This window comes from Brucella grignonensis (assembly GCF_002252505.1).
Taxonomy (GTDB): Bacteria; Pseudomonadota; Alphaproteobacteria; order Rhizobiales; family Rhizobiaceae; genus Brucella; species Brucella grignonensis.
In genome coordinates this window covers 77927-90072 of the sequence record NZ_NNRL01000162.1, presented here as the reverse complement: position 1 = coordinate 90072, position 12146 = coordinate 77927, and the positions used below count along the sequence as shown (strand labels likewise).

Below are 12146 nucleotides of genomic sequence, written 5' to 3'. Positions count from 1 at the left end.
CAAACATCACTGTCAATCAATCTATGTCAACCCCAAGGACGCATCAGCCTGTCGCTTGCGACGTCGCCGCCCTCGTTGTGGCGCTATATACGTCCCACTAATCAAAACTGTCAACGCTAAAATAACAAAAATATCAAACTTTCTTTCCACAGGGCATATGGTGCATCTTAATAGAATATCAACCGTTCCAGCCTGCCGATTCCTTTATTTGCGACAATGAAATGACAGAAATGGCGATCACTTATCACTTCGGGATCGATGGCGGTGGCACTGGATGCCGTGCAATCGTTGCAGATCAGAACGGCAGAGTGCTGGGTGAAGGCGCATCTGGGCCTGCGAATATAGGGGCAGACCAAGAGAATAGCATTCTTCATATATGTAAAGCAGCAGACCGAGCGCGTAAGAATGCCGGTTTGGGCACTTCTATATATGAATCGGCGAGCGCCGTGTTGGGGCTGGCTGGTGCCAACTCTCTTCCTGATCATACTCTTATATATGAGCGTCTGCCGTTCAAAGTGAGCAGAATCGTTTCAGATACGCTCACAGCGTTGCAGGGAGCGATGGGGGATGGCGATGCTGCTATCGCGATTCTGGGAACGGGATCAGCCTTTGTAAGGCGGACCGGCGACGCGATCCGTATCGTCGGCGGGCGCGGCTTTATGCTGAGCGATCACGCTGGAGGCGCACAACTCGGTCGCGAACTACTGGAACAGGTGCTGCTCGCAGTTGATGGATTCGCGCAGCACTCAGATTTGTCTCGCGCGGTTCTTGCGAGATTCGATAACGATCCGCGTGACATCACAGTTTTCTCCCGGACAGCCAGCGCCGCTGACTATGCCGCTTTTGCTCCAATGCTTTTCGAATTTGCAGTGCGGGACGATCCGCTCAGCATAAAAATTCTCGCGGAAGCCTGTGAAATGATCCGTAGGGGATTGGATAATTTGCGAATCGGAGAGCTTCAACGTTTCAGCATTACCGGTGGGTTGGCGTCGTCCTACACCGCACTGCCATTCTTTCCATATAAGGAGTTCTATCGGGAACCACTCGGTGACAGCCTGCAAGGTGCGCTGGCACTGGCGTTAAAAAAGGCGACGCCGACATAGTGCGACGTGAAAGTAACTTGCCGGAACAGCCGTAACTCCCTAATTCTTATTATATATGCGATCACTAGGGAAATTAGACCGTCCGTTGGACATTGCAACAGAGATGCCATGCTAACCAAAAAAGGCAAATACGGCCTGAAAGCCATGGTGCACCTGGCCAATATATCGGACGGTCAGCTGACTTCAGCGAGCGAGATTGCCGAAAGGCATCATATCCCGCGGAAGTTTCTCGATAATATTTTCATCGAGTTGCGAAACGCAGGGTTTGTATTGAGCCGCAAAGGCAAAGGCGGAGGATTTTGTCTTGCCCGCCCCGCCAGCGAGATCCATATCGGCAATATCATCAGGGCATTGGATGGGGCGCTTGCGCCTATCGCCTGCGCCAGCAAAACCGATTACCAGCCTTGCGACGATTGCGATGAAACCGAATGCGAAGTACGGCACATGATGTTGGACGTGCGCGAGGCGATCGCCAACGTGCTCGATCATCGTACTCTCGCCGACAGCAAGATATCTGAAATTACCGCGCTGTCGGCTGAATAGAATCTAGGCTGCCGCTGACCAATTTGGAAACGGGTCGGCCAGCTTTCGCCAGTTTTGCGGCACAAAAAGCTGTTCAGGCACCAAACAGGCATCAAGTTCAGCAATCATATTAGCCTTATCCATCGGCCTAACTCCGATAAATACAATTTCCTGCCGCCGGTCTCCCCATTCAGCATCGAGATAGGGCTGCATCGCCTGATGCCAATCCGGATCTACAGGCCAATAGCTGCGGGGAACTGCCGACCACCAACGACCGCGCTTGTTGGTGCGAACCAGTGCACCAGCTTGGCTCAACTCGCCCACATAATCAGGACGCGTTGCCAGCCAGAAAAAGCCCTTTGCACGAACCACCCCCGGCCAGCTTCGATCAATAAAGCTTTGAAAGCGTGCTGGATCGAACGGACGACGGGCACGATACACAAATGAATGCACACCATACTCCTCTGTTTCCGGCACATGCTCGTGGAAACCGTGGAGTTCTTTATACCAAAGCGGATGTTCGTGGGCGCGATTGAAATCGAACAGGCGTGTGTCGAGAATCGAATCAAGCGAGACCTGTCCGAAATCGACTTCCTCTATTTTTGCGTCGGGATTGAGTGACTTGATCACCTTACGCGCAAGATCACATTCTTCGGCGCTTGAGGTGGAAACCTTGTTGAGCACAACAACATCCGCAAACTCAATCTGCTCGACCAGCAGATCAACCAGTGTCCGCTCATCCTCGTCTCCGAGTGACTCGCCACGGTCGCGCAGGAAATCGCTGGAAGAGTAGTCTTTAAGCAAATTGGCGGCATCCACAACCGTAACCATCGTGTCTAGACGGGCAAGGTCGGAGAGACTTTCACCCTTCTCATTGCGAAATTCAAATGTGGCGGCAACTGGTAGAGGTTCAGATATGCCGGTCGATTCGATCAGGAGATAATCAAAACGATCCTGCGAGGCGAGTTGAGCCACTTCTTTCAGAAGATCATCACGCAATGTGCAGCAAATACAGCCATTGGTCATTTCAACAAGCTGCTCTTCGGTACGCGATAAGCCGGCACCACCTTCACGTACCAAAGCGGCATCAATATTGATCTCGCTCATATCGTTGACGATAACCGCGACACGCCGATTTTCGCGGTTGTTGAGCACGTGATTAAGGAGCGTGGTTTTTCCGGCTCCAAGAAAGCCCGAAAGAACGGTGACTGGAAGCCTTTTCATGGCATCTCCTTTGATTGCGGTTGATACAAAAGCTGCTAGAGCAGCGTTGCCAATTATTAATGTTATATCATTACATTTATTTAACTAAAAAGAGGCGGCGAAGCCACCTGATTGAGAAATTTAACATGCCTTGGAATAACTGGAGAGCTTTTCCAAAGCGTGTTGAGAATCAATGGGCCGGACCGTCGGAAAAATCAAACAGCCCGGCCCAAGAACTGATCGCTTCCGGGTGGGGCCCCAGAACAAGAGTGCGATCAGTACTACTCCGACAAACAGCTCTTCAGTGAATCAGCCAGATTACGAATGAGTTGCGGATAGAGATCAGGACCATCCTTCAATTCCGAACCGAGTGGATCAAGCACGCCCGTTTTGGCCTCGGTGCCGTCAATCACAGTGTTGACCAGCTTTGGTTCAAACTGCGGTTCGGAGAACACGCATACAGCGCCGAGCGATTTGATCTTCTCATGGATGTCCTTGATGCGGGCTGCACCCGGTGCTTTGTCAGGGCTGACAGTAATCGAACCCGCAGCGTTTACGTCGAAGCGGTTCTCAAAATACTGATATGCATCGTGGAAGACGATAAACGGCTTGTCTTTGACAGACTGAAGTTCGCTGTCGATATCTTTGGTCAGCACATCCAGCTTTTCGGCATAATCGGCTGCATTCTTTTCGTATTGCGCCGCATGTTCAGGATCACTTTCGCTCAGAACTTTGGCGATATCACCGACAAGAACCTTTCCATTCTGAGGGTCAAGCCAGAAGTGGAGGTCGAACTCTGTATGGTGGTGATGCTCTTCGGCCTTTTCAGCACTTTCCTTTGCGTGGTCATGGGCATCATGAGAGCCAGCCTCGGCGCTATGCTCGTGACCTTCATCACCATGATCATGCGCCTCGAATGGACCACCTTCGCGGAATTTGAGCTTCGTCAGTCCATCAGCTTCGCCAAGTGCAACAACTTTAGCGCCCTCGCCCAAGGTATCGAATGGCTTATCGAGAAAGGTCTCCATTGAAGGCCCGGCCCAGAAGATGACCTTCGCGTGCTCTATGGCTTGGGCATCAGATGGCTTGAGGCTGTAAGAATGTTCCGATCCCGCACCCTGAACGATCAGCTTTGGCTCACCAACGCCCTGCATCACAGCAGCGACCAGGGAATGTAGCGGCTTAATCGAAACGACAACGCCGCTGCGCTCGGCGGCGGAGGCCGCCCCACCCAAAACAGCCATAAATGCGGATGCCAACAGAAGGGATCGGAAGTGTTTCATGATATTTTCTCGGGCTCTCTCTTGAACGTCAGCAAAAGCGAACAACATATACAAGTGATATGTTATTATATTACATCATTTGCGTTATGCTATAACGTCTGCGATAAGGAGACACAACCTCTTTTTGGAGAATTGTTCACAGTGCTTAACCGGGCAACGCAAATGAACACGAATCGGCATATCGTTCACACATCTTGAGACAAGAATTTCGAGAGCGCCGTTTGTCCCTCAAGACAAAGCGCTGATGCTCTCATAAAGGCAGCGAAAGCTCATTTTATATGGCCCGTAAAACCGCCCTCCCCGCACATTCAAAGCGGGAACCATTGATCGATCTGAAAGGTGCCGGCGTTTATCGCGACGGGCGATGGCTTGTGCGCAATGTTGACCTGACGATCCATCGCGGTGAGATCGTCACACTTATCGGCCCCAACGGTGCGGGTAAAAGCACCACAGCCAAAATGGCGCTGCATATTCTCAAGCCCGATGAGGGCGAGGTCTATCATATAAAAGGTCTGCGGATCGGATATGTCCCGCAGAAGATCAATATTGACCGGACCATGCCGCTTTCTGTCGAGCGCTTGATGACACTGACCGGGCCCCTACCCAAAGCGGATATTGTGCGTGCGCTGGATGCCGTCGGAATCACACATCTTCTCAAAGCAGAGATTACCAATCTGTCGGGTGGCGAGTTTCAGCGAGCATTGATGGCCCGTGCACTCGCACGCAAGCCCGATATCATGGTGCTAGATGAGCCGGTACAGGGCGTCGATTTTTCCGGCGAAGCAGCCCTTTATGAGCTGATTGCCAAATTACGTGATGACACAGGCTGCGGTGTATTGCTGATCTCCCACGATCTGCATCTTGTTATGGCGGCAACCGACCGCGTCATCTGCCTCAATGGTCATGTCTGCTGCAGCGGAACGCCGCGCGATGTAACCGCCAGTCCGGAATATTTGCGCTTGTTCGGGAGCCGCGCCGCCGATCCTCTCGCCGTTGGTCCTCTCGCCGTTTATGAGCATCATCACGATCACACCCATCTGCCTGACGGCCGCGTCTTGCACGCCGATGGCACGGTGACAGATCACTGCCACGCCGAAGATGGCCATCACCATGATGGTGAACATCATCACCATCATGAGGAAGGCAAACCCCATGTTTGACGATTTTTTCACCCGCGCTTTGATTGCCGGGATAGGCCTGGCACTGACCACGGGCCCCCTTGGCTGCTTCATCGTATGGCGGCGGATGGCCTATTTTGGTGACACCATGGCGCATTCGGCATTGCTGGGCGTCGCACTGGCACTGATCCTTGATATCAATCTGATGATTGGTGTTTTTGCCGTAGCCGTTGCCATTTCAGCCATCCTTTTGCTGCTGCAAAAAAGACATTCGCTTTCTGCGGATTCGCTGTTGGGCATTCTTTCACACGCGACATTATCGCTGGGACTGGTCATCGTCGCCTTTATGACATGGGTGCGTGTCGACCTGCTGTCATTCCTGTTTGGCGATCTGCTCGCAGTTTCGCGTCTCGACATCGCTTTTATCTATGGCGGCGGAATTCTGGTGCTCGCCGTGCTTGCATGGTTGTGGCGCCCACTGCTTGCAGCAACCGTCAGCGAAGATATAGCACGGGCCGAAGGCTTGAATCCTGCCTTATCGCGCATCATCTTCATGCTGCTGCTGGCAATTGTTATCGCCATTTCGATGAAGATCGTCGGTATTTTGCTGATAACGTCACTTCTGATTATTCCTGCTGCGACAGCCCGTCGGTTTGCTTCAACGCCTGAGCAAATGGCCGTCATGGCTTCCATCATCGGGGCAGTTGGCGTTATCGGCGGGCTTTACGGTTCTGTTGAATTCGACACGCCATCGGGCCCATCAATCGTCGTTGCCGCACTGGCTATTTTCATTTTAAGCCTCCTGCCATTAAATAGGAGAGAGGCTTCACCGAAACGGACCGCTGGACAATGAGCAATCACCACGACCATCATCACGCGCATAATCACCCATCGCATGACCTGACCCGCAATCAGACACTGGTTTTCGATGTGTTGTCCAAGGCGGATGGGCCACTAAGCGCCTATACGATTCTCGACCAGCTCCGCGATGATGGCTTTCGCGCTCCGTTGCAGGTTTATCGTGCTTTGGAAAAGCTGCTTGATTACGGGATGGTGCACCGTCTCGAAAGCCTCAATGCTTTCGTTGCCTGCGCTCATCCGCAATGCCACCAGCATGGCCTTATTGCTTTTGCCATCTGCGAACAATGCGGACAGGTGACAGAATTTTCCGATCCGGCCATCGAAAATCTCGTCAGCGCGTGGAGCGTTCAAAGTGGGTTTAAATCGCGCAAGACAACTTTGGAATTGCGTGGTCGCTGTGAAAAATGCGGTGAGCACTGAAGTTAGGTAACGCTTACTAAAGTGATGCCTGCTATATTTTTCCTTCAAGGGGAACAGCAGGCAGAATTTTATGGTGCGCAACAAGCCATCTCACGAGCGACGTAGGGAAGAGCGACAGCGCACGCGGCTGCGATCAGGTAAGATTATAGATCTTGACGGGCGCTTCATCATCGAGTGTCAGTTCAGCGATATTGCCTCGCATGGCGCGAGACTAAGGATAACTGACGTTCCCAGCCTTCCCGAACGCTTCTGGCTATTTGACGACTACTATGCAAGGGCGCTTCTGGCTCAAATCATGTGGCGCGAAAAGCGGGAGATCGGCGTCCAGTTTATCACAGACCCTTCCATACCCACGCTTGATGAAGAACGTTTGAGCCAGCTGGCAGGAAAATATTACTCACTGTGAGATGATTCGGCTGCCGCTTGTTTGCTTGCGCTTTCCGGTGAAGCACCACCACGCATATTCATGGAGCGAATCTCGTTCGCAGAAATGTAATTGAACTGTTCGACCAACAGATCCTTGATCACCGGCTCTGGGAAGCGCGCATTCAAATCGGTGATAACCGACGCACGTACGGCCTCGAAGTTCACTTTCTCAATTGCCTTCGTATCCGAATAGCTGCCGTAGAATTTGCGAAAAATCTCGTCGCTGATGAAGTATTCAAGCGGCACAGTGAGCTTCTTGCGAATATTCGAATCGACCGTGTAGACCAGCTGAGCCACAACATAACCCGCAACGCTGCCATTGGAGATAATCGGCACACTTATCACGTCAGTCTTGACGTAATCGAGCCCACCAAATGCACCTGCATTCGCTTGCACTTCGCCCGAAGGCGCATCGTTCTGGCGCACGGCCAAGAACAGCGATCCGAGAGCCACCGCGCATATCCAAAGGCCGATTGCAAATATGCGGATCATCGGGCGTGACCGAGCCTCGCGCTCTGCATGCTGTAGGTGCCGTCTGCGTCCTGCGTCTCCAGCGCGCCACGGATAAGATCAGCGAGTTCACCGACCGCACGCAGGTGCAATTGCAGGGCTTCACAATTCTTCTCCAGCTTCTGCTTGAGGCTATCAAGCAGCGGCTGTAATCCCTTCATCGTGGCAGGTTCGGCAAGGCTTGCAGCCTTTTTGATTGCCTTGTTGAAGTCATATAAGCCGCGGCTCTTGCGTGAATTGATGTCAGCAAGATCGGGATGTCCACCTTCAAGCAAAAGACGGGTTTCCGTATCAATGACATCCTCAAGACGCTGAATAGCGCGCACAACCGGCTTGAGTACTGGCTGCTGCTCCAGCTCCTGTACCGGATCGACATCCAATGCTGCTTCCGGCGCTTGCGGGAGCAAGCTGATTTCGGAGCTTGTGTCAGTCATGTTAGGGTTTCCTCAATTGTATGTATAAGCGGATCGCACTCTCAATCGCTGGTTAGATCGAATTCGGCAAAAGCTTCTTCGGCTTAACCGCTCGATCTTTGGTCCATTGCATTATCCTCAGCAAAACCGTTGGGCAGTTTTGTGGGAAATGCTCTGGATCAACTTTAAGCACGTTCTCCGTTTTCATTGTTTTCCAGTTGCTTCTGAATGAGCTGGCGTTCAAATCCGTGAACGATATCCTTCGACACCGTCTCCTTGCTCATTCCCTGTCCCAGATCGTTAACGACGTCTCCCAAAGCCAACGTTGCCGAATTCTCCGCTCGCTGCTTTATCGCTGCTTGCGCTTCAAGCATACGGGCGATGCCCACGCCGCCCGTATCTGCCATTTTATTGGCCATGGCCTCAGCCATCATCGATTTCCAATACTCACCTGCAATACCCTTGCCAAAAGTGGCCGTCGTATCGCTGGTAAACATCGACTGGACGAAAGATTGCAGCATGAAAGCTTCAAACTTTCGATAGGCCGGATTGGTCGCATTCTGGCTTTCGGGATTGATCCTGACCCCTGAACCCAGACTTTCAGAGAAGCTCACAAAATTCTCTGGCAAACCCTTATCCGCATCAGTCCCCATCGGGCCTGTGCCGGCCGATATCGACTTCAGGCGTTCAGCCGCCAGGCGATAAGCTTGCGGATCGGCTGCCCGCGCCACGTCCATCACCAGATCTGACGGCGGATTGATCGCCATACAATTCGTCCTTCTTCATCTCTTGATTGCACCATAGTTTGCCAAACTTGACTGAAGCTTGCGGTACGAATCAGCTTCGGTTTTATGACAAGCCCAGGGTCAACGCGATGCGGAAAATTTATCGGATTTCCGTCAGGTTATTGTTATAATTGAATATTAACTTTCGGCATCCGCGAGGCCACCCATTACGCTGTTGATGTTTTCCGACTGATAAACTCTTCAATGAGGCTTGCGAGTTCTCGTCTTTCGGCATCACTTCGTACCGTGTCTAGCCGGCCTTCAAGAAGCTCTACCCGACGCTGTTCTTTCAGGAGGTCGCTACGCTGTGATTCGAGCTGCTGTTCAATGCGTTCGCTTTCTGACGCATTGCTTCCAAGACGTTTGATAAGCAGTGCGGGATCGACTGTGAATGATTCATCATCGTAACGCCGATCCTGCATAGCGATCAGCGCTTCCCGCTCTTCTTCGAGCACTGCCTTGCGATTATTCGTCACCGCAAGAGATGCTTCAAGGCGAGCAGCGCCCAGCTTTTGCAATGCAATCAGCTTTTTGAGATTACGGGCATTGGTTTGAGCCATGAAATCCTCAGAACAGATTGCGCATCTGCGTTGACGTTTCGCCGACAAAGAAACGCAGCAGTTCCGGCAAAATGAAATAGACGACCAGCAATCCGCCACCGAGCACAAAAGGCATCGACACAAAATAGATTGGAATCGTCGGTGTCAGCTTGTTGATCAGCCCAATGGCGAAATTGACCAGAATCGCAAAGACGATAAATGGCGCTGCGATACGCAAGGTTGCCAGAAATGCCCCCGAAAGAGCGTCGCTGATATCGATCATTGCCGCATCAGGTCTGAAATGCCCTTCAACGGGTATCGCGGTGTAGGAATTCAGCAGCGCCCGCAAAATCTCCAGATGCATATCCGTCACGAAAAACAGAAACAGCGCGCTGAAGGTGACAATAGTTGCGAGCGTTGCTTGCGGTTCAGGTTCAGTAATCGCGTCCGCTGGCGTACCGGAATAGCCCACTGCCATCGCCATCATATTGGCCATGAATTGCAGAGCCCAGAAATAAATATGTGCCAGAATCCCAATCACCGCGCCGATGAACATCTCGCTCAGCATCAGGCGAAACATCGCCAACGGATGACTGCCCTCAAGGCTGGGTGTAATGGTCGCAATCACCAATGGCAGAACAGCGAATGAGCAGGCGAGCGCGATGAACAACCGCACCTGCAGCGGTATCCGCCCGCTCGATATGCCCGGCATCAGCATCAAACATGCCCCAACGCGGCAGAATGCAAGCATGGCCGCGAAGACAAGTTCATTGATCGGCAGTTGCGTGATCGGCAACGGGCTTCCTCCCCGTCAGGAAATCGCGCCGAGCGATTTCACTTCGACACCGCGTGCGATCTCGACATGCGACAGGACCGGCAAGGTTGCGAAAAGCCGTTCGATAATCATGCGGATATATGGACGTGCTTCAGGAGATGAAACCAGTACAAACCGCTCACCGCTATCAAAATGCTTGCGTATGGCTGCCGTGGCTTCGGTACCAAACTGCTCAAGCTGGCGCGGATCGATGTCGAACTCGACGATTTCGCCCTTATTGTCTCGCTTGAGGCTCTGATGGAAGACCAGATCCCAGCGGTTGCCAAGGCGCAGAACATTGAGCACACCATTATCCGACAGATCGCCGCAGATCTGTTGCGCCATACGCATGCGAACATGCTCGACAATCATTTCAGGGCGGCGGACGAGAGGAGCAATCTCTGCAATCGATTCAAGGATCAAATGCAGGTTGCGGATTGAAACGCGCTCCGCAAGTAGCAGCTTCAAAACAGCCTGCAGCCCTGAATAGGATATATTTGCCGGGCAGATATCTTCAAGAAGCTTGCGATATTCCGGCCCGAGGCGATCAAGCAGAATCCGCATGTCTTTATAGGATAGAAGCTGTGCCAGATTGTTACGCACAATCTCGCTTAAATGTGTGAGAAGCACAGACAGATTATCGACGGTCATATAGCCATCGCGACGCAGATCGGACGTAAATGTTTCCGGCACAGAATAGGCACGCATCCCAAAGGCTGGCTCGCGCACTTCTTCACCGGGAATAGACGGGATCGGTCGTTCGCCCAACACGACGAGAATTTCACCAACCCGCAATTCATGGCTCGCAACCGCAGTACCGTGGATCTTGATACGATAGCTCTTTGGTGGGAGCGAAATATCGTCCGTTACCTTGATCTCAGGGATAACGAAACCGTATTCCTGCGCAAACTTCTTACGCATCTTGGCAACGCGATGTGCCAACTCCTGCTGCGATGCAATGAGGCGAGCGGAGAGCTGCTTACCAAGGCAAAGCTCGATCTGTGTGGTTTCCAGCGAAGCCTTGACGGAATTGCGCTCCTGTTCTTCCATATCTCGCTGCTTGGACTGTTCTTCTGCTGCTTCAGCCTCGCGCTGGCGGGCCTGACGACGCGGCACGGCAATACCGACAAACGCCATGGCGCCGCCCAACAGGAAGAACGGAAATGCTGGTAATCCAGGCATGATACCCAGCACAAACAGCAGGAATGATGCAATCAGAAGGGCTTTTGGATAAGCGCCGAGCTGTCCGAAAATCGCCTGATCGGCCGAGCCGCGCGTGCCGCCCTTGGAAACGAGAAGGCCGGCTGCAAGCGAGACGATCAGCGCCGGAATTTGCGTAACCAGACCGTCACCAACGGAGAGTTTGGTGAACACGTCGGCTGCCTGCGAGATATCCATGCCATGGCGGGTTACGCCAATGATGATGCCACCGAACACATTGACCGCTGTGATGATCAAACCAGCAATCGCATCACCGCGTACGAATTTCGAAGCACCATCCATCGAACCGAAGAACGAGCTTTCCTCTTCCAGTTCACGACGACGATGCTGCGCCTGCTTCTCATCGATCAGACCGGAAGAAAGGTCGGCATCGATTGCCATCTGTTTGCCGGGAATAGCATCGAGCGTGAAGCGTGCACCCACTTCCGCAATACGCGTTGCACCCTTGGTGATGACAAGGAAGTTGACGATGATGAGGATCGAGAAGACGACAAGACCGATGACAAAATCGCCACCCATCACGAATTGCGAGAAGCCGTGGATCACATGACCTGCTGCCAGATAGCCTTCATTGCCATGCGTGAGGATCACACGCGTCGTCGCAATATTGAGAGACAGGCGCATCATAGTTGCGATCAGCAATACGGTTGGAAAAGCCGAGAAGTCGAGCGGACGCTGAATCCACAGCGAAACCATCAGGATAAGAACGGAGAAGGCGATCGAAAAAGCCAGACCGATATCCAGCACCACCGCTGGCACAGGCAGGAAAAGCACAGTCAGAATAATGACAATACCAGCAGCAAGACCCAAGTCGCTGCCTGTCAGAATTCCACGCTTTGTTAATGGCTTAGCTGCTGCCTGCTGCACGTCCGTCTCCTATTGTGGGACGAAACATAAACGGCGAAGCTTGCGCGAGGGCTACGTCAAG

The 12146-nt window shown here is 52.5% G+C and carries 14 protein-coding genes; 6 read left to right on the top strand and 8 right to left on the bottom strand.

The features are described from left to right. The first annotated feature begins 221 nt into the window (after positions 1-221). Both CEV33_RS13900 and CEV33_RS13895 read left to right on the top strand, forming a co-directional pair. Positions 222-1103: a BadF/BadG/BcrA/BcrD ATPase family protein gene (locus tag CEV33_RS13900; RefSeq protein WP_094541041.1), complete on the top strand. Its 882-nt coding sequence runs from the start codon at positions 222-224 to the stop codon at positions 1101-1103. Positions 1104-1211: 108 nt separating this feature from the next. Next, entirely contained in the window at positions 1212-1646 is a 435-nt protein-coding gene (locus tag CEV33_RS13895) for an RrF2 family transcriptional regulator (RefSeq protein ID WP_094541040.1), read from the top strand. A 3-nt stretch (positions 1647-1649) separates the two neighbouring features. On the opposite strand, the gene zigA is transcribed toward CEV33_RS13895, so the two are convergent. Together zigA and znuA are read right to left on the bottom strand one after the other, a co-directional pair. Continuing rightward, the gene (zigA, locus tag CEV33_RS13890; protein WP_094541039.1) at positions 1650-2849 is read right to left on the bottom strand and encodes a zinc metallochaperone GTPase ZigA; all 1200 of its coding nucleotides are present in this window, start codon (positions 2847-2849) and stop codon (positions 1650-1652) included. A gap of 260 nt (positions 2850-3109) precedes the next feature. Continuing rightward, positions 3110-4111 carry a zinc ABC transporter substrate-binding protein ZnuA gene (gene znuA, locus CEV33_RS13885; protein ID WP_094541048.1) on the bottom strand — a complete coding sequence of 334 codons (1002 nt, stop codon included), beginning with the start codon at positions 4109-4111 and terminating at the stop codon, positions 3110-3112. A 278-nt stretch (positions 4112-4389) separates the two neighbouring features. Here znuA and CEV33_RS13880 point away from each other — a divergent pair, with 278 nt between their 5' ends. The 4 genes from CEV33_RS13880 (at position 4390) to CEV33_RS13865 (ending at position 6916) form a co-directional block, all read left to right on the top strand. Next, complete coding sequence (locus CEV33_RS13880; protein WP_094541038.1) at positions 4390-5271, top strand: ATP-binding cassette domain-containing protein; 882 nt, start codon at positions 4390-4392, stop codon at positions 5269-5271. Further along, on the top strand, positions 5222-6082 hold the full coding sequence (gene znuB, locus CEV33_RS13875) for a zinc ABC transporter permease subunit ZnuB (protein ID WP_374818394.1): 861 nt from the start codon (positions 5222-5224) through the stop codon (positions 6080-6082). Before CEV33_RS13880 ends, znuB begins: the two co-directional genes overlap by 50 nt. Further along, positions 6079-6510, top strand: a complete 432-nt coding sequence (locus CEV33_RS13870) for a Fur family transcriptional regulator (protein ID WP_094541036.1) — start codon at positions 6079-6081, stop codon at positions 6508-6510. The genes znuB and CEV33_RS13870 overlap by 4 nt, the downstream gene beginning before the upstream one ends. Before the next feature lie 70 nt (positions 6511-6580). Beyond that, positions 6581-6916 carry a PilZ domain-containing protein gene (locus tag CEV33_RS13865; RefSeq protein ID WP_094541035.1) on the top strand — a complete coding sequence of 112 codons (336 nt, stop codon included), beginning with the start codon at positions 6581-6583 and terminating at the stop codon, positions 6914-6916. Here CEV33_RS13865 and CEV33_RS13860 read toward each other — a convergent pair. From CEV33_RS13860 to flhA, 6 genes are all read right to left on the bottom strand, one after another. Then, complete coding sequence (locus CEV33_RS13860; RefSeq protein WP_094541034.1) at positions 6904-7428, bottom strand: hypothetical protein; 525 nt, start codon at positions 7426-7428, stop codon at positions 6904-6906. The two genes, CEV33_RS13865 and CEV33_RS13860, sit on opposite strands and share 13 nt — an antisense overlap. After that, complete coding sequence (locus tag CEV33_RS13855; protein ID WP_094541033.1) at positions 7425-7880, bottom strand: flagellar protein FlgN; 456 nt, start codon at positions 7878-7880, stop codon at positions 7425-7427. The genes CEV33_RS13860 and CEV33_RS13855 overlap by 4 nt, the downstream gene beginning before the upstream one ends. 164 nt (positions 7881-8044) lie before the next feature. Further along, on the bottom strand, positions 8045-8626 hold the full coding sequence (locus CEV33_RS13850) for a rod-binding protein (protein ID WP_094541032.1): 582 nt from the start codon (positions 8624-8626) through the stop codon (positions 8045-8047). A gap of 185 nt (positions 8627-8811) precedes the next feature. Beyond that, on the bottom strand, positions 8812-9204 hold the full coding sequence (locus CEV33_RS13845) for a hypothetical protein (protein ID WP_094541031.1): 393 nt from the start codon (positions 9202-9204) through the stop codon (positions 8812-8814). A 7-nt stretch (positions 9205-9211) separates the two neighbouring features. Continuing rightward, a complete protein-coding gene (fliR, locus tag CEV33_RS13840; protein WP_094541030.1) occupies positions 9212-9979 on the bottom strand; it encodes a flagellar biosynthetic protein FliR in 768 nt (255 codons plus the stop codon). A gap of 15 nt (positions 9980-9994) precedes the next feature. After that, a complete protein-coding gene (gene flhA / locus CEV33_RS13835) occupies positions 9995-12085 on the bottom strand; it encodes a flagellar biosynthesis protein FlhA (RefSeq protein WP_094541029.1) in 2091 nt (696 codons plus the stop codon). Between the last annotated feature and the right edge of the window lie 61 nt (positions 12086-12146).